This window comes from Rhodococcus sp. no. 34 (genome assembly GCF_054589475.1).
Map to the genome: position 1 here is coordinate 582314 of NZ_BAAILK010000026.1, position 17607 is coordinate 599920.

Annotated in this window: 18 protein-coding genes and 1 pseudogene; 5 read left to right on the forward strand and 14 right to left on the reverse strand. The window is 61.6% G+C overall.

The window, feature by feature from the left end:
- Positions 1 to 39: 39 nt before the first annotated feature.
- The 13 genes from ACYP01_RS11830 to ACYP01_RS11890 all read right to left on the reverse strand — a co-directional run bounded on the left by ACYP01_RS11830 (position 40) and on the right by ACYP01_RS11890 (position 9174).
- Positions 40 to 189 (reverse strand): hypothetical protein, encoded by a 150-nt coding sequence (locus ACYP01_RS11830; protein WP_378505456.1) that lies wholly within the window; start codon positions 187 to 189, stop codon positions 40 to 42.
- Positions 190 to 251: 62 nt separating this feature from the next.
- Positions 252 to 1058: a tetratricopeptide repeat protein gene (locus tag ACYP01_RS11835; protein ID WP_459680109.1), complete on the reverse strand. Its 807-nt coding sequence runs from the start codon at positions 1056 to 1058 to the stop codon at positions 252 to 254.
- A 13-nt stretch (positions 1059 to 1071) separates the two neighbouring features.
- Positions 1072 to 1686 (reverse strand): hypothetical protein, encoded by a 615-nt coding sequence (locus ACYP01_RS11840; RefSeq protein WP_459680111.1) that lies wholly within the window; start codon positions 1684 to 1686, stop codon positions 1072 to 1074.
- Positions 1687 to 2039: 353 nt separating this feature from the next.
- Positions 2040 to 2825, reverse strand: a complete 786-nt coding sequence (locus ACYP01_RS11845) for a hypothetical protein (RefSeq protein WP_459680112.1) — start codon at positions 2823 to 2825, stop codon at positions 2040 to 2042.
- A gap of 117 nt (positions 2826 to 2942) precedes the next feature.
- Positions 2943 to 3416 carry a hypothetical protein gene (locus ACYP01_RS11850; protein ID WP_452622151.1) on the reverse strand — a complete coding sequence of 158 codons (474 nt, stop codon included), beginning with the start codon at positions 3414 to 3416 and terminating at the stop codon, positions 2943 to 2945.
- A 130-nt stretch (positions 3417 to 3546) separates the two neighbouring features.
- Positions 3547 to 3729, reverse strand: a complete 183-nt coding sequence (locus tag ACYP01_RS11855; protein ID WP_452622150.1) for a hypothetical protein — start codon at positions 3727 to 3729, stop codon at positions 3547 to 3549.
- Between the two features lie 25 nt (positions 3730 to 3754).
- Positions 3755 to 4132, reverse strand: a complete 378-nt coding sequence (locus tag ACYP01_RS11860) for a hypothetical protein (RefSeq protein WP_452622149.1) — start codon at positions 4130 to 4132, stop codon at positions 3755 to 3757.
- 321 nt (positions 4133 to 4453) lie between these two features.
- Positions 4454 to 4732, reverse strand: coding sequence for a zinc-ribbon domain-containing protein (locus tag ACYP01_RS11865; protein ID WP_459680117.1), 279 nt, complete (start codon positions 4730 to 4732; stop codon positions 4454 to 4456).
- 65 nt (positions 4733 to 4797) lie between these two features.
- Positions 4798 to 5340: a hypothetical protein gene (locus ACYP01_RS11870; protein ID WP_452622147.1), complete on the reverse strand. Its 543-nt coding sequence runs from the start codon at positions 5338 to 5340 to the stop codon at positions 4798 to 4800.
- A complete protein-coding gene (locus ACYP01_RS11875) occupies positions 5340 to 7526 on the reverse strand; it encodes a hypothetical protein (protein WP_459680120.1) in 2187 nt (728 codons plus the stop codon). Before ACYP01_RS11875 ends, ACYP01_RS11870 begins: the two co-directional genes overlap by 1 nt.
- Positions 7523 to 7927, reverse strand: coding sequence for a hypothetical protein (locus ACYP01_RS11880; RefSeq protein WP_452622145.1), 405 nt, complete (start codon positions 7925 to 7927; stop codon positions 7523 to 7525). The genes ACYP01_RS11875 and ACYP01_RS11880 overlap by 4 nt, the downstream gene beginning before the upstream one ends.
- Before the next feature lie 119 nt (positions 7928 to 8046).
- On the reverse strand, positions 8047 to 8451 hold the full coding sequence (locus tag ACYP01_RS11885; protein ID WP_063315417.1) for a hypothetical protein: 405 nt from the start codon (positions 8449 to 8451) through the stop codon (positions 8047 to 8049).
- 120 nt (positions 8452 to 8571) lie between these two features.
- Complete coding sequence (locus tag ACYP01_RS11890) at positions 8572 to 9174, reverse strand: MspA family porin (protein ID WP_459680123.1); 603 nt, start codon at positions 9172 to 9174, stop codon at positions 8572 to 8574.
- An 822-nt stretch (positions 9175 to 9996) separates the two neighbouring features.
- On the opposite strand from ACYP01_RS11890, the gene ACYP01_RS11895 reads away from it, so the two are divergent.
- The 3 genes from ACYP01_RS11895 to ACYP01_RS11905 all read left to right on the forward strand — a co-directional run bounded on the left by ACYP01_RS11895 (position 9997) and on the right by ACYP01_RS11905 (position 15241).
- Positions 9997 to 11598 carry an ABC transporter substrate-binding protein gene (locus ACYP01_RS11895; protein ID WP_459680126.1) on the forward strand — a complete coding sequence of 534 codons (1602 nt, stop codon included), beginning with the start codon at positions 9997 to 9999 and terminating at the stop codon, positions 11596 to 11598.
- 1637 nt (positions 11599 to 13235) lie between these two features.
- A complete protein-coding gene (locus tag ACYP01_RS11900) occupies positions 13236 to 13784 on the forward strand; it encodes an AAA family ATPase (RefSeq protein ID WP_459680129.1) in 549 nt (182 codons plus the stop codon).
- A 635-nt stretch (positions 13785 to 14419) separates the two neighbouring features.
- Entirely contained in the window at positions 14420 to 15241 is an 822-nt protein-coding gene (locus tag ACYP01_RS11905; protein ID WP_459680132.1) for an HAD-IIB family hydrolase, read from the forward strand.
- On the opposite strand, the pseudogene ACYP01_RS11910 reads toward ACYP01_RS11905, so the two are convergent.
- A pseudogene (locus ACYP01_RS11910) lies at positions 15241 to 15447 on the reverse strand (lipid-transfer protein); the annotation flags it as partial. The gene ACYP01_RS11905 and the pseudogene ACYP01_RS11910 sit on opposite strands and share 1 nt — an antisense overlap.
- A gap of 306 nt (positions 15448 to 15753) precedes the next feature.
- Between ACYP01_RS11910 and ACYP01_RS11915 the strand changes: the two are divergent.
- Both ACYP01_RS11915 and ACYP01_RS11920 read left to right on the forward strand, forming a co-directional pair.
- A complete protein-coding gene (locus tag ACYP01_RS11915; protein WP_021333800.1) occupies positions 15754 to 16980 on the forward strand; it encodes an MFS transporter in 1227 nt (408 codons plus the stop codon).
- A 118-nt stretch (positions 16981 to 17098) separates the two neighbouring features.
- The gene (locus ACYP01_RS11920; RefSeq protein ID WP_459680135.1) at positions 17099 to 17584 is read left to right on the forward strand and encodes a DUF6301 family protein; all 486 of its coding nucleotides are present in this window, start codon (positions 17099 to 17101) and stop codon (positions 17582 to 17584) included.
- Positions 17585 to 17607: the final 23 nt, after the last annotated feature.

The window sequence follows — 17607 nt, forward strand, 5'->3', positions numbered from 1 at the left end:
GCAACTCGAATTGCCCTGCAATCCCGGTACGCGCGCTCATTAGAATCCGGTCTTGCCACGGTGTGGTGGGGAAAGCTCATGGGGGACATCGAAATCGACGGCGCTGTAGCGTGCACCCCGCGATTCGTCCGTCGGCGAGACGTCCGCAGGGAGGGCGGTGTAGTCGATCGGAGCCTGCTCGTCCGCCATGCCTGTCGATCCTTTCAATTCAGTACCCGTGAAGGCTGTTTCGTCGATAGCGACTAGCCCAGTCAGGGGCGGGGGTAGCCCTTCTCCTTCAGCAACTGCTGAGCCCGCTCGTACCCGGCATCAGCCGAAGCTGTCATCCAACGCCGACCCTTCTCCGTGTCCCCACTTGCCAGATACGACGCCGACAGCAGGTACATCGCTTCACCGCTACCCACTGCGGCTGACTTCTCCAACCACACCCGCGCCCGGCCGTGCACACGTGCCTTGATGAAATGCCCGCCCAAAAGGTTCGCCGCCCGTATGTGACCGGCGCTGGCGGCCTTCTCCAACCACGCGAGCCCGGTGCGTTGGTCGGTGTCGAGAAGCTGCGCACCGACTTCGGACATCGCGTCGACCTGGCCCGCCTCGGCTGCTTTTCGCACCCAGTCGAAACTTTCGTCGCGATGTCCGTCGAAGCTCAGATCGCGGCCGTGCTTGTACATTGCGTCCGGATCACCTGCCTGTGCTGCGGTGCGGGTCGCCTCGGGGTCGTCGCTGACCATCATCATCGGAAGTCGAAGGATCATGTCGTGAGCGCGCGTATCTCCGGCATTGTTCGCTGCCTCGAACCACGTTCTCGCGGCGACGAAGTCATCTGCTCGCATCGAGATGAGTCCCATCCAGAACATCGAGATGGAGCTACCGGCCTCCGCTGCGCGGGTGAACCACACTGCGCCGCCGCCGAAATCGTCACGCGCACACATCACTAAGGCCACATTGGTCATGGCGCCGACGTCGCCCGCTTCGGCGCTGCGAGTCGCAGAGTCGAGCTGCTCGTCAGTGAAAGCGGTGGTGTCCGGGAATGGCAGCTCACCGATCAAATCGAACATGGTCGCCGTCCCTTCAGAGAATCTTGATGGTGTCGTGAAGCTGTTCGGCGTCGTCGATCTGTTGTTGAGTGGCGCCGTCGGAGACAGTGGTCGTCAGGAAGAGGATCGCCAAGCCCGGTCCGTCGATGCGAGGAACCGCGATCACCGTGGACTTGGAGGCGAGAGTGAGATAGCCCAAGTCCCCGCGTGTCTCGATGACCACCGCGTCGTGTCCGTCGATTGTTGTCGGCGTGGATGTCACCTCCGCGCCTTTCGCCACGGAGGTGACCATGTCGATTCCGACCTGAAGTAGTTCGGCAGAGCCGACATCCGGGTTAGGTGCGTTCTTCGATGCGAAGCCCGCGACATCTCGCGCTGCGGGACTTGTCGCGGTCCTTTTCCGGGTGAAGCTGAGTGTGTCGTCGAAGCCTGGTGTGTCGTCATCGACGGCCCAGCTGCCAGGTTTGAGGACCGACCACCTCGGCGGTCCGACTTCTCCTGGCTGACTGACGAATTCGGTTCCCCTGGAACGCTGCGCATCTACCTCTGGCGCACCAACCGACGAACCTTCAGCGCTGCTGCTGCAGCCTGCCACGACAGGAAGGAACACTGTCGCACTGAGCACCAACGCCGCGAGTGCTTTCTTCATCGTGGACTCCTCGTCGTGGCTGCACCACGCCGCGCATTGCGCAACGTGTAACCCGGATTGTCGGGTTCTGGACATCCAGTCAACGATATCCTGCAAACAAGTAGCAACCGGCGCTACTTACTTGAGAGTCAGATCACAAGAATCGGAGATTCGACAACGGTGAACGCGTCAGCGTTCTCGGGAATACGTTGCCTCTGAAGAACCCGCTCCCCACCCTGATGGCGATCGCTATGGAACCCCTCACGAACCCCATGTCGCCCCTCAAGATATCCCCGGCAAGTCCGTCAATCTGCGGCCATGCGGTGAGAGACGTTCCGGCAGGGCAGCTCCCGCTTCAGCGCTACGAAGATCTATCACACCAGTCGTGAACCTTTCGGTAGCCTGATCTCCCGTCGTTCGGTGGGCAGGCTTGCCGCGGCACGGATGCCGCGGATGTCATCGGCAGTCAACGGCGCGGACAGATCGCGCTGTATGACCACGGTGCCGTCCCGATACCGAAATGCCTCCACGGTGGGCGGGAGCTGGGTTTCGTCGACGGGGAACTCCTGACCCAAATAGGTGCAGCTGCCGATCGTCGCACCGCCTGGCACGTACCTCTGAAGCCGCGACTCAGCTCGCCGGTAGAGGACCGCTGTGGGGGCGTCCCAGATATCAGTCAGCCCTTGAACGAGTCTCAATGCCAGTGTGATCCGAGATTCGTCGGCGAAAGTGCAGATGAAACTTCCCGTCCCCGAAGTGCCCCCGAAACCGGCCACCACTCGAATATCTCCGGCATGCGAGTACAGGCTTATGTGTTGTGGGAGCGAGAGTGGATACATTCCACCGGTGGCGTGGCGTGATCGCCGCTTCTCGATCAGTGCGGTTTCGATCGATTCTTCCGTCGGCGGCACCAGGATCTGCCGAACGTTCGAGGCGAGTATCTGCTCGACCGTCGCCTCGGGGGGGGGGGAGAGAGAGAGATCGTCGCCTACCGACTGATAGAGGTCGACACCGAAGACCGGGTCGATGTCGCGAAGTAACTGCAGCGAACGAACAACGAGAGCGGCGGTGACACTTTCGGATGCTGGCAGCCCCTCAGGCGAGATGGCTCTCAAGGTCAGTCCGTCCGTCATGGTTCGGCGCAGTGATGTCGACGGCATTTTCATTCCTTTCTCGTCGTAGCTCAGTCGAATCGTTCGCTGATCTGCGGGTCGCAGAGTCGGTAGCCGGGGGGCGTACTGGGTGTCATAATTCGATCATCAGGGCCTGCAGAGGTTTCATCGCTTCCACACGATGGTCACGAGTTCGTCTCCCCTTGCCGCCAGCACTAAACTGCGTCCGCCCAGGTCGAAGAGTGCAGTGACTGGTTTGCCGTCCGCCACGGTGTCGACGGTAAGTGCTTGGATCTTGCGGCCGACGAGGGCGGACACGTCAGATCCCTCGCCTGGGTCGAACACTGTCCATTTTCCGTATTCGGCTACGTACCGGGCGTTCTCGGCTTCACTTTCGGGATCTGCGCCAGCACCGACATCAGCAAACGGATCGATCCACGGGCCTTCTCGGCACACCAATTCTTCTCCGTCAGGACCTGCATCGAAAACAAGAGGCGCTCGGTCGCCGACAGTCACCTCGACGGGACCGTTCCGCGACTCGATCGTATCTCCGCGAACGTAGTGCACGCGTCGGATCTTGGTGATCCGATCGCCGACAACGCTCCGTTGAACACTTGTGAGCGAAAGCTGTTCTGCCATCGTTGTTTCGCCCCTCCTTTGACACAGCACCTCGCAATGCTGGCGGCGCAACCGCCCGATCGCAGGTGGTCTGACCGCCGCCGTACCGTGGAAGATCAAACGCCACAACGAACCTGACAGCCACACAACTTCAGCACCCGCACACGGTCCCTACTGCGAACAGGGTGACACCGAGCGCCACTGCTGCGGCGGAAAGGTTCGTCACCAGTCGGCGATCGTCGGGATCGTCGATCACGAGGGCCGCGAACCGTAACGCTGCCGCGACGACTGCGATGAGGAGCCCCACGATCGTGAGACAGCGGGACGGGGTCACCGCGACGAACCTGGCTCGGAAGTCTCTACCAGGCGCTCACCCCGTAGAAGATGTTCCCCAGGTTGATCGCGGGGTCGATGAGATAAAGCCCGACACGACCTCCGGGGTGCGCTGCCGCTTCGTCGACGAACTGATCACCGGTGACCGGGGTCCAACCACCGGTATTCCAGATCGAATCGTCCGGCAAATCGACCGTCCAGCGGTCTCCGAACGCGGCGTTGATCAAATTGCCCGCGTTGACCTGACCGGCGATCACAGTCTCGTGGTGATCGAGAATGACACCGGCATACCCGTCTCCGGAGATCGGAGTCGCAGCGGACGCGCAACCGGCGCCGGCAACAACCACAGCCCCCGCAACCGCCGGGACAGCCAGAGCAGCAACAACTTTGTACATACGAGTCATGGGGAAGTTCCTCTTCTCTAGTCCGGTCCCGGCACAGGCCTGGACCCGAAAGTCCGAAACCCGGTTTGTCGGGTTCTCACCTCTCCAGTGAACAGCATCAGGCAAACAGAGAGCAACCTGGACGGGTTTGACGGAGAGCCAGATCACATCTAACAGTTGAGGGCTCTTCTATTGCAGCCGTTGATATCTCGAATAACTCCACGACAGAATCTCACCGCACTACTCGTATCACCACATATGAAACAGACTTACAGCTACCGACACGTGCACGAAAGGAGGGCCGCTGCCGCGTCGTCGACCGCGATGTACGGGTGGGGCATTTCAGCGAAGCGTTTCGGTGTTGAGACGCTGGGCTTCGTAGTGTGCGGCGTCGGCGGCGAATCGTTCGACATCGGGGCGAGCGAGAGCGGTGGCTTGTCCGCAGTGTGCGCAGGCCATGAAGCCCTGACCGTGTCCGAACGGGAAGATCGGGAGGATGAACAGGGTGAACCAGGTGCGGCGACGGTGCAGGCGCTGCGCGGCGGTGACCCGACACAACTGGCAGGCGAAGAACAGCGCCGCGATGAAGGTTGTTTTCGTGCGTGTTCCGAAAATTAGCATTCCGTTCGCCTCAAGTGAGCATCGAAATTGCTCCGTCGCAACAGTTTTCGGGGGCCAATCTGGGACTATTGCGCGTGGGTGTCTCCGGCGTCGGTGGTGTCGACGACGTTGATGTCGAGTGCATCGTCGGGACGGCGGCGGATGAGATCGACCGCGACGGAGGCGACGTCGTAGTTCACCAGCGCCCCGTTCTCGATGCGGCAGTGCAGCGAGAAGTACACGATCCCGTCCACCACACGGTGGGTCTGGGCTTGGACGCGGAAGTCACCGCCCAACACAAGCCCAGCGCGGTACAAGGACATCGGCCCGTCGGGAATCCCCGGCAATGGGGGGATTTCGTCGATACCGCCGTCGGGGAGCATTCCGTCGACGCCATAGACGATCGGATGCCCATCCGATTCCTTGGACACCACTGCCAACGGCATCGACGCCACGTTGAACAAGATTCTGGGCGCACCACATAGAAGGGCATCGATGACAAGGGAATCACCTTCTGAGCCGAAGGAAACTCCAATGACACGAATCTCCTGCCCCGTGACCAGCCGAGGCGCGTGAACTTCCAGGTCGAGGGCAGGCATACTCGGCCAGGGCTTGCTTTCGACCAACATCAGTTCACTCCTAGGAAGCGTGCGCCTTTGTTCAACGCGTTCTGGTAGGCGTTGTCGCCCTGGATCTTCTTGATCAAAGACTGGGGTGCGCCTTCGAATTCTTGGGTGTTGAAGTTGTAGTAGTACTTCCCACCGCGATCATCCTGCAAGTGCATCTGTCCAGCCCGCACGCCTGGGGCAGGGTTTTCGATATCGATCCGATAGTACGGGCCGTTCGGTGGAATCTTGTCGGTCATGGTTCTGCTGCCGGGTAGTTGTGTTCCGCTCTGGCCTAGCATCTCCCCATTGGGTGCGGTTTGCGCGCTAGGACTCGGTTTCGGGGTACTGCCCGAATTACCGGAAGTCCCATTCCCGGAGCGGCGGGCCTCGAAGTTGGTTGCGATGTCGGGGGCGACCTCGGCCATCCCAGCACCCGCGAAGGCGGCGCCGCCTGCGATCGCCGCGGCACCAACAGCGTTGAGCGCCAACCCGGCCGGTAGTCCGATACCGGTCGCATCGAGCAAGACGCCCCCGCCCTCCACCGTGCCGCCCAGACCGGCCAGGATCATTCCACCGACAATCGATGCGGCGGCGGCCGGATTGTCGAGCATCGCCTGCGCGAAGGCCCCGGCAGCGTCGCCGGTGACATCGAGGGCTTCGTCGCCGAAACCCCAGACGTTGTCCCATACCCGCCGCGCCAGACCCGGTTCGTCCTCCTGTTCACTTGTCTCGCGTTCGACTTCGAGTATTTCGCGGTCGATGGCCGCCTGCTCGGCCGCGGCCGCGGCCTCCTGGTTCGCGTGCTCCTGCTCAGCGGCCATCGTGTCCAGAGCCTGCGTGGTGGGCACGTTCGTGACCTCCAACCCTGCACCGGCCGAATCACCAGGTTTGGTGTAGTTGTTGGTGGTGCCGTCACCTTGATCGACGGTCATCGGGACATCCGGCTTCATCGTCTCCGGGTTCGGCACGTACGCCGAGCGCCCGTCATCCGGGGTGCCCACCACCGCGATACCGCCGGGCTGTCCCGTGATCGCTTCCTGCCCGTTCGGCAGTTCGACCGCAGAGATCTGATGCCCGGTGGCCTCGTTGGTGCCGCCGTCGAGGCCGTCCGCGAAGATCGGATACAGCACATCCGGTCCGGGTTCGATGTGCTGAATCAGGGTGGTTCCGTCGTCGGCGACCTCGTACCATGTCGGCACCGGACGGCCCAGAGCGTCGTACGCCCACGGCGGAGCCTCATGCGAGACCACAGCGCCGTTCACGTCGAGGATGTCAGCGGAGCCGTCTGCGTTGACACGCATATGACCACCTGGGGGAACCTTCTTCGGGAAGTAGTACTCACGAGGTGATTCCGGCCCGTTGAGAAGATCGAACGTCTGCTCCGCACCACCAGGCCACACCACCGTCAATTCCTCGTAGCCGGGGCGAAAGATCCCACCCGATCCGAGACCGCTCATCGACGTCTGCGGTAGCGGAGTGACCTTCCCGCTCTCACGCGCACTGAACGGTCCGGGCCTCCCCCGCACTCCGATACCGGCGGCAGTGAAACCTGCCGCGCCGACCAACACAAGTTCGAGGTAGCGGTCACGTCCGTCGCCTTCACCGAGACCGGCGGGCGTCACCACCGGCGTTGATTCTTGCGGTGCGGGAACACTATTCGACGTCGTTGCGGGTACTGGTCCGGGACCACGATCGGTGGTGGTTCCCTCACCCGGGGTGGGTGTGGGTGAGGGAACCGCTGATGCCGATGCATTGGGGAATGCACCGACACCAGTTTCCGAGGTCGGGGACTCGGAAGTAATGGGCGGAACCTCGATCGTCGGAACCGGGACGATGGGGGTGCCGTTGTAGGTGGGAAAGTTCGTCGGAGCATTGGCCCCGACGTTGGGGCCGCCGCCCGGAGCTGGCGCGCCCGGTAGTCCGACCGTTGTTGTCGGGGCGGCTGCCGGGGTCGTGGTGGGAGCGGTCAGGCACGGGTTGATGTACTCGGGTGGGATGGGGGCACCGGGTGGCAGTGAGGCGATCAGGTTCAGGTAGATCTGATGATCACGTGCCCGCACCGCGGCGCAGTCCTCTGCCGGTCCTGCGGAGGAGGTCGGGGCGAAGATCAGCAGCGCCAGCAGTGCGATCACCATTGCCGCGAGCACCACCACGGTGGAGATCACCGTGGTCGGTGAGGTGCGGTCGAACCGGCGCGCAGGCTTCACCGGCGATCACCCGTATTCGACTTCTTCCGAAATTCGGCGATGAGTGTGTCTGCGCCCCACCAGAACACCCGCCCCGCGATCGACATCCACAGAAAGAACGCCAGATACACCAGAATCGTCCCGTAATCGGCGGCCCACCCTCCGAGGCGTCCGATCACCGCAAACGCCGCGATCAACAACGCGAGCCCGAACACAGTCGCGATCACAGCCTTCGACATCTGACTCAGTTCACTGTCACGATCCCATCCCTGATCACCTGCACCGACTGCATCGCGGGGTAGATCCTCATCCGCCGATGCCGGAGCTGCAATGGTTCCTGGCGGCACGTACGGCAACGCAGGCTTAGCTGTGACGTCGCGGCGGGTGGGTGAGGTCATCGGGGCGTTCGCTGAGGTGGTCATCGGAGGTGAATGCCTTTCCCCGCCAACTAAAAACGCGGGACTCGAGATACCCGACACCGACCAAAAGAACGGGCAGTCACCGGGAGGAGATGCAGCAGTGGACAGGAAGAGGGTGCGCTCTACCAGGGGCAGTTGACGTACGAGGTAGCTCCGGCGAGCCACCCTCCTGCCGGCGGGAGATAGAACTGGTACGAGGCGCACCCGTTCGGATACTGGGCAGCAATTGCCGTCCGGCGCGCCAGGACATCAGCCGACACGTCGATCACGGTCTCCCACCCGGGAACGGGGATCATGACGTTCGCGTTCGAGAGTGCCGTCACGATTCCACTGTCGCGGGCCGCCACGGTCAAGGCGTGGCCCAGGGGAACCTGCACCACCGGTGCACCGTACTGCGCCGGAACCGGCCCCTCGAACATCACGGGAGCAGCCATTGCGGCTGGGGCGGTAGCGAGCAGAATCCCGCCGACAGCGAGTGATGCAGCCGCGGTCGTGGCTGCGATTTTCTTCGTGCGAGTCAAAGACATGATGCTCCTTTGAGGGATGGAAAAGTGGAAAGTGTTGGGTAACAGCGCCAACGGCGGACCAGCACGGCAACCGAGATAGGCGATTGCGGGCGCGGAATGCCGTTGACGACAGTCCCTGCGTCAGAGCCAGGTGGGATCGGAGTACACGAACACACTGTTATCGGCCGTCGCCGTTGACACCGCGAACTGCGCGTACGAACGGATCGTGACCGGGCCCATGCACGCATCGACCTTGACGTGCACGTTCTCCGCCGTGATCGAGGCTTTCGCAGCCTCGAGGTCCTTCTTCCCGAGCGGGATCGTGGTGATGGTGCCCGGTGCGATGGTGGTCTGGATGCTCGGGTTCACCGAGGCGTTCACGCCGATGTTCGCCGACGGAACCCCCGAAATGCTGACCCCGACGGACGGGCCGAGGGAAAAACCAAGTCCCACGCCGAGGCCGGAGGACACATCGATTTGGCAACCGATCTGCAACCCCTGCTCGACGTAGCCCGTCTTCACCGCAGAATTGCCGGCTCCGGAGATGGTGCCGGTGACCTTCGCCGACACGAACCCCTCGCGAGTGAACGCTGTTGTCGCCAGGTTCGGGACCGGGTTCGCCGAAAGTTTGGTAGCCGTCAGATCCAACGTCCAACCGTCGTCGGTGACCGTGCTCGCAAACTTGTCCGGCAGCGCCGTCGGGGTCGCCGACGCGCCGCCGGCGAACGCGAGAGAGCCAGCCATCAAAACTGACAAAACCGCAGTATAAGCACCCACCGCCTTGCCGATTCGACGCTTTCTTACCTGCGTGCGAGTGGTCTCGAGGGACGTGATGGCCATGGTCGGTCTCCCGGGGGATGAGTAGATAATTCAGCAACCTGAGCGATTGCCAAAACTTAACTGTTACGTCTGACCGGGACGCTACAACACCGTCCCTATGTCCGACTAGCCTCCAATGCCCGAATCTGTCCGCCGAAAGTCGTACTCGAAGTTACGTAAACATTTCCCGAACACTCGGACCAGGCGGTTTGTTCACGCGAGGGGTGTGACGAGCCTCATGATCACGAAACGGTGACTACTTGTTCAGGCTCAGTGATTGTTCGGCAACCCGGTCTCGGAAGGTGTCGACGGCCGGTACGTTTCATATCCTCAGATAGTGATCCCGGTCGTGTTGGCGGGTCCGCTCAATGGTGACAGGGAGGGATCACCCCGCCCCAAAGTCCCTGTGTTCGTTCCACACGAAAGATTCGCTGGCGCGATGCGACGCGGTTTCCAGCTCCACGCCCGCGCAGAAATCTTCGTTTCGACATCGATCGCTCTGTCTCGCACTTCTACCGGAGGGCAGCGGCGGCAACCGACTTAACCCGCCTGTTTCACCGGTCGCTGCCCGATTGTCGACAGGTAATTACTTGTCAATTCAATTCTCGTGGGAACGGACAAAAACCGACCGGATTCTTGTGAGAATCGACTGAGATGGGCGTCACGTCATGCGTCAAGATTTAGCGGTCGACACTTAACCGCGCCCTCATCTTTTTGCTCGGGCCCCGGCTCCATCACGGAGGCACCATGAAACACCGCTCCTATCCAACACTTGCAGCCGTCGCAGGGCTCGCTCTCGTGTTGTCCGCCTGCGGCTCGGGAGGCACGTCCTCGGGCCCCGGCGGCGGTGACCCCCTCATTGACGGAACCTTCCGATTTGCACTGGAGGCCGATCCAGGCGCACTCAACCCGGTCATGACGGCATCCTCTGCTACCGGCGAGATTTCGCGGTTGGCTTACGACTCCCTGGTTTACCAGGATCCCGATACCAGCAAAGTCGGACCGTGGTTGGCAGAAAAGTGGGATGAAACCCCGACGTCTGCATCCTTCACCATCCGTGAAGGCGTGACCTGTACCGACGGGTCCACGTTGGCCCCCCAGACCGTCGCGGACAACATCAACTTCGTCGCCAATCCGGACAACGGTTCACGGTTGCGTGGCTCGGTTGTCCCTACCGGTGCATCGGCGACCGCTGACCCCGCTACGCGTACCGTCACGGTGAACACTGCGGCTCCCAGCCCGTTCCTGCTCCTTAATGTCGGGCGCCTCCCGATCCTGTGCGAGGCCGGAGTGAAGGACCCGACGGCATCGAACAAAGCCTCGCTCGGCACCGGCATGTTCCAAGTCACCGAAATCGCCGCCGGCAGTCACTACACATTCGAGCGCCGCGAGGGCTACAACTGGGGGCCCGACGGCACCACCTCCGACACACCAGGCGTCCCCAAGACCGTAATCGCCTCAGTAGCACCGAATGTCAGCACTTCCGCGAACCAGCTTCTGTCGGGCGAACTCCACGCAGCACCGATCGACGGGCCGGACAAGAGCCGAATCGAGGCCGCCAATTTCACCTCGATCAAACGACCGATGTCGGCCGGTCAGATGTACTTCAATCAGACAGCAACCAACCCGACCAGCGATCCCGCCGTCCGCAAAGCACTGATCCAAGCGGTCAATCTCGATGACCTCGCTCAGGTCGTCACCGCAGGAAACGGGATTCGGGCAACCAGTCTCGTCGCCGTCGAACCGCGCGCCTGCGTATACGACTCTGTGACCGCCAATCTTCCCGAGTTCGATCTCAGTGCGGCACAAGCAACCCTGGACGCCGCTGGTTGGACCGCCAACGTAGACGGCAAGCGAAGCAAGGACGGAAAGCCGCTGAACCTGCGCCTCGTCTACGACGGTGTCGACGATCCGCGAAATGCAGCAGCCGAACTCGCGCAGTCGGCGTGGACCCAACTCGGTGCAAACGTCGAGGTGACAGGTGGCGACGAAAACCGGATCATCGACATCATTCTCAGCGGTAAGGACAACACCGCGTGGGACATCGCGTGGATCCAGATCAATTCTTCGCTCCCGAGCACGTTCACCGGATACTTCAGCGGACCCGTTCCCGCAGCCGGTAAGAACTTCTCGTCTATCAGCAACCCCGCATACGACGCAGCAGTAACAAAGGCCTCCGGATTGACTGGCGAAGCAGCCTGTGATGCCTGGGCCGACGCAGAGTCGGAGATCGTGAAATCGGCTTCTGCTGTGACCTTTGCCGACGCGATCACGAACCTGTACTTCAACAAGGCCGGGCTCTCATTCGGTAAAACGCTCAACGGTTCTGCTCTCCGCCTCTTCCAGTAAACGAGTTACTCACTCAATTTCCTTGCGGTAGAACTACTTCCACTCCAACAACCGAAAGCGGTGCGACTCCCCTGAACGTCCAGCGCGAACTCCGGACCTCTGTCGTCCAGCTCATTCTTCAGAATCGGGAACTGATCTAGCTACTCTCCGACACCTCCGTCACTTCGATGCCCCCTCCACCCACACTGGAGGGGGCATCGAAGTCTGGGCACTCGACCATCTCTTCGTCACTTCAGCAGCGGGTGCCGATCTCTACCCGCGCAGTTTCCGGTGAGAACGTGGCACCGCGGATGACAAGAGTCGTAGCACTAGAACCCAAGGGTTAGATGCGGGTAGAGCCAGATGACAACCAAATCCACACGTTGTCGAGCGGCTTCCGCTCTCGTGCTCGACGCTCGCGCCCTCGCACCAGAAGTACTCCGAGGTTCAGAAGGCCGCCTATGACGTGACTTTGGAGACGGAGGAGGATTCCCCCGCTCCACCGACCAGTCCCTGCGCGGCGATGCCTGCCGGGAAAGCCGACCGACCCTGCGGGGCGCGAAGGCCACGCTTTCGGCCGCCGCCATCGAGGGTAGGACCGCCTTGGTGCTGGCCGTGCTTAGTGGACAATGCGAACATGACGACCTGCGCTCCTGCTCAAACCGTGCACTTTCATCAGAAGCATTACACGGCAGTGGTTTCTGGCGCGAAAGTTTCCACCGTCCGCTGGCGCGAAGACATTCACGAAGGGCCGGCAATTTTCATCTTCGATAATCACCCGACCGCCCGCCCCCTTTCAGGACAGGTCACCGCTGTAGAAACGTACGATCTCGCTCATCTGTCGCCGCTAGCAGCCCGCCAGCCAGCCACCCGGCACCGACATGACGAATTTCGCAAGACAACTCCGGGTCAACTACTACCCCGAGATGCCTGAAGACGCTGTTGTTCAGGTGGTCGTCATAGCCAGTGGTCACCAAGGGGATTCGTCATTGCCCACGACGTAGTGCGACCGACCTCAGCCGTCGAAAACGTCTGTTGTATTTCTGTGTGCGTCGAGGTCTGCGCTACCGGCGCCGATCCACCGACCGGAGTCAGTGTGGGTGCGGCTTTGAGGAGCCGATCAGGTCGTTGCGGCCCATTCTGGCTGGGTTGATCGGTCCAGGCGCGCTGGCACTCGTCCGGGGTCAGCGTTTTCGTGGATCCTCTGCGACAGGACCGCCTTCGTTTTCCCACCGATCCAGTGCGCGTTTTTCCTGCTTGGCGGCGGTGTCTTTGCGCGATCCGAGTGATTTTACGGACTTGAGTAGTTCTGTGAGTCGGCCCATGACCGGACCATACTCGACTTTCCGGCGATGCTGACCCAGGGTTGGACGTATCTCCATCGGAGATGCCATAGGAGACTTCGACAGCGTCGACAACCACGAAACCCTCCGCCCAGCCCTGCTTGCACTACCCGCACGATCCGGGTGCATGGCGGCGAACTGCCAGCGCGGGCCAACTTGGAGTGCGATTTCGGGACCGAAATGTTCGCGGCCAAACCGCGAGCACGACGGCGGCGACGCTTCGCACGACATCGCCGCGTCGTTCGGCGAGAACACTGGACCTAGGCCGGGAAAATCGGGTGCTTCAGCCGTCGAGATAGGGATAGGTTGTGGTGCGTGAGCGCACAAGTGATCATTCTGACCGGCCCACCAGGGGCAGGGAAGTCGACCCTCGCCGCGAAACTTGCCCGCGGTTACAGCAAAGGCGTTCATCTGCACACAGACGACTTCTGGCACTGCATCGTTTCGGGCGCGATACCTCCGTACGAGCCCACGTCCGATGCGCAGAACCAGACTGTCATGGATGTGATCGCCGGCGCCGCCTATACCTATGCTCGCGGCGACTTCACCACGGTGATCGACGGAATCATCGGGCCGTGGATGCTCCCCCACTTCCGAACACACGCGACACAGCACCCGAACTTGGCGGTCCACTACATCGTGCTCCGGCCGCAGCGCGACATCACGCTGAAGCGAGCCCAAGCCCGAACCGCGCCAAGCGCCTTGATCGATGAGGGGCCAGTCCTCTCGATGTGGGATCAGTTCTCCGACCTCGGCGAGCTCGACGATCATGTACTGGACACGTCGGGCGACGCGGAAGAACAGAGTGCCCAACAAGTGGCAGCGGCCATTCGCGACGACCGTTTCCGACTCTTTGCACAGTAGCGGCTCAATCCGCCGGAAACCGTCTTCTTGCAGGACATCTCGCGGGCCATACGAGGCATACCAGCCAGGGACCCTCCAACCAGAGTGGAAAGCCCTCTTTGGTTCGCCGACTGCGGTCTCGGATTTCGCTGTCAGTCTCAGAATCGGCCGTGAACTGTTGAGACCAAGGCTGTTTCTGAGGCACCGGAGGATGAGACGTGTTCCCTTATGTGACTGAGAAATGAGTGCAGATCACCAGCTAACCCTCGTCCGCCGACAGAAAACAGTTCCGGAGCAGAATCGATTTCAACAGTTGTCGAATCGACAGCGCGTCCGAGAAACCCGTCTCACCTTGTGGGGAGTTCATTAACCAGGTCTGACATTTCTGATTCGGGCATTTCATGGCCGCGGGCGACCTCGCGTGATCCGATGACCGCAGCTCAGGAACCACCGTCCGTCCTCGGTGGTGTCGAATCCTTCTGTGAGGGAGCGGAATGCGATGCCGCGCCCGCCGAGGCTGTGGACGGTGCCGATAACGTGGCGGACACCGCTTCTGTTTGGGCGACGAATACCGATTCGAGTATGTTGCACCCGAACCGACCTACACACGGTCTACCGATGAATTTTGTCGAGTTGACACTATCGAAGGATGACCCTTGGTTTTCGAATCCGGCCACCCGATGATGATTGCCCTCGACATTGACGGCACCCTGCACGTCGCGGAGGACACGAATCCGCTCGCGCACGAAACGATCAGCATCGCAGTGAGATCGGCTGTGCGGGCCGCTGTTCGATCCGGAGCCCACGTCGTGCTGTGCACCGGCAGACTCGCCCCCGCCACACGACCGTTCCTACTCGAGCTCGATATCATGACGGGGTTCGCGATCTGCTCCAACGGGGCCGTGCTGATCGATGCCGCAACCGGGAAAATCGCGGAGCAAGTGGTCTTCGATTTACGCACTCCCATCGCGGCACTACGCGAACAACTACCCGGCGCGATCTTCGTAGCCGAGAACCCGGGCATCGGGGTCAGAGCAACCGGCCGTGTCGACGACGCGGATATGCACCACGGCGAGGTCGAGCTGGTCGATATCGACGAACTTGCGACCACGCCGACCACTCGACTAGCGATCCACTGGCCTGGACGCAGTGGGCAGGAGCTGACCGAAATCTTGTCTACTCTCGACCTCCCCGGCATTCGAAGCCTGTGCTACGAAGACGAACCACTGGCCGACTTGACCGCAGCCGGGGTAAGCAAGGCTGCGATGCTGGAAAGGCTGCGCATCGAGCTGGGCGTCGCCGCAACACGGACCCTAGCCGTCGGTGACGGCATCAACGATCTGGAAATGCTGGACTGGGCAGCTCACGGCGTGGCCATGGGTCACGCACCCGCTTCCGTGCATGCCGCAGCCGACCAGATCTGCCCACCAGGCACCGAGGACGGTCTTGCCACCGCATTGTCGACATGGTTCCGATAGAACATCTGGGCTGTGCGCGGCGCGTCGTGGACGCCTTGGATCTCGGTCATCAGATCGTCGAAACGGAACATCGGCGCTGGGCGGTCGTCCCAGACCCGCTTGAGTGCGCCGGGTTTCATCTGCTCGAAGCCGACAGCCAATGCGCATTCGACGGTGCCGCTGGCGACGGCTTGGCGTGCGAGGAAAAGGGCCGAAGATCCTGTGGCGCCCTGACATCCAGCGGTGGAACATGCCTTGGACGTAATGGGTGAAGCACTCATTCTCGTACCTGTCGCGTTCTTCAGTGCGGGATATCACGAAAATGCGTGTGGGAGAGCCTGTTTCGATCATTATGATGCCTTCCCTCGAATCGGTAGAGTCGCCCCCTGTCACCATGTCGAGTACTTCTGTCAACTTCGCAATGCCAAACAACCGTCCCGGGCTCAGCACCATATCGGGCGTGCTCGACTACAGTCCCCTACATGGGACGGACCTGCGGAGTCGGACATGTGGCGGCATCGTGAGTAGAAGCGATGAGTGAGGTTTCTCCGGCCGTCAATCGTTCATCATTTCGCCGCTTCCTCACGGCCGCGGTGATCAGTTCAGCCGGCTCGTCGGTGACAGCGGTGGCGATGCCCATTTTGGTAGTGCAGCTTCTAGACGCGACGCCCTTCGAAGTCGGTATGGTGAACGCGGCTCAGTTGATTCCTTATGCGGTGCTCGGGTTGTTCGCGGGGGTTTACGTCGATCGGTGGCGGCGCAAGCCAATCCTAGTGTGGGCCAGCGTCGGTCGAGCGGTAGCACTCGGCACTGTTCCGCTTCTGTGGCTCGCCGGCCTTCTGCACATCTGGGTCCTGGTCATCGCGTTGCTGTTGTTCGGCTCCTTCTCGGTGTTCGGCTTCGCTGCGATGCAGTCCTTGTTACCCCGGCTGGTTCCACGCAGCCAACTGGTGAAAGCAAACGCTCGACTCGACCAAGCCGACGCAGCAGCAACGACATTGGGGCCAACGGTCGGGGGCGCACTCGTAGGCCTGCTCGGCGCTCCCGTGGTGATTGCCGTCGACGCAATCAGCTATCTCGCTGATGCCGCACTCAATTACGGTCTCGACGTAGACGAGCCGCGACCCGCTTCTCGCTCCCGCAACCTGATGAACGAAGTGCGTGAGGGTCTGAGATTCACCTACCGCCACCGCACTCTCAACCCGCTCGCAATATCGACACACGTGTGGTTCCTCGCCAACGGAGCCGCGTTGACTGTGCTGTCTCTCTTCGCCCTCCGCTCACTCGGGTTCAGCGCGTACACATACGGCCTGCTTCTGACGACGTTCGGTGTCGCAAGCCTCCTCGGAGCGTCCAGTGCACATGCGATCGGCACGCGAATCGGACCAGGACGAACGGTCATCCTCGCCCGCTCGCTGTATCCCCTCACCTGGCTTCTCGTTACCTTCGCGACCGACACACTTGTTGGCCATCTCCTTCTCTTCGCAGCTCTTGGCCTGCAGGGCTTGGCAGCAGGCGCGGAGAACGCGAACGAGATGGGCTATTGGCAAGCGCTCACTCCGGATGAGCTTCTCGGGCGCGTGAATGCCGCCCGGCGTTCCGTCAACCGCACCATGGCCGCCCTCGGTGCCGTGACAGCAGGCCTGTTGGTCGGCGCGATCGGCGAACGCCCCACCCTGATCGGCGTCACCATCGTGTTCGCCATCGCAGCAGGCACACTGGCGTTCTCGCCGCTGCGACACTCGGCGCGGGATCTCTGACCTCGGCGTTCAGCGCAGGTCTACCTCCGCGGCGGCCGAGTTCTCTGACAGCGTGTAATTCCTAGGAGCGTCCGTTCCAGGTACAGGTCATGTTGACACTCGCAGATAGCATCCACGCATGCACGTCGACATCGAGGGCGCCACCCGGATCGCCCGCCTCGCCGCAGAATTCGACTGGACCTGGGCCGTCGACGACCTGGAACCCTTCTGCGCACAGGCTGGATGGGAGCTCGTCGAACTCAGGCATGCTGGCGGCTCGATTCGGACGAACTTTCATGTCAGCCGGCCGACGGCGAACATGTTCGGGCGGCAACACAGAATGGATTCGATCTCGATCTTAGTCACGGGCGTGGCAGATGATGCTACGCCCATGACCGTGGTGCGTCCGTTGCTGGTCGAAGGATTCACGAACCTCGATGTGGCACTAACTGCACTCCTGGGGACAGCCACGAGCGCCGAACCTGAGGCAACTATCCGGTGGGATCTGCCGAAAGCGGTCATCACACTGAACCGGGGTGTCAGTGCGATCCACCTGCATCTGAAGAGTCCGGGATATCAGGCATGGGCGGATGAGCCCGAACCGGAGTACGAGGACGAGGACTAGCGATCGAGGTCATCTCCTGACCA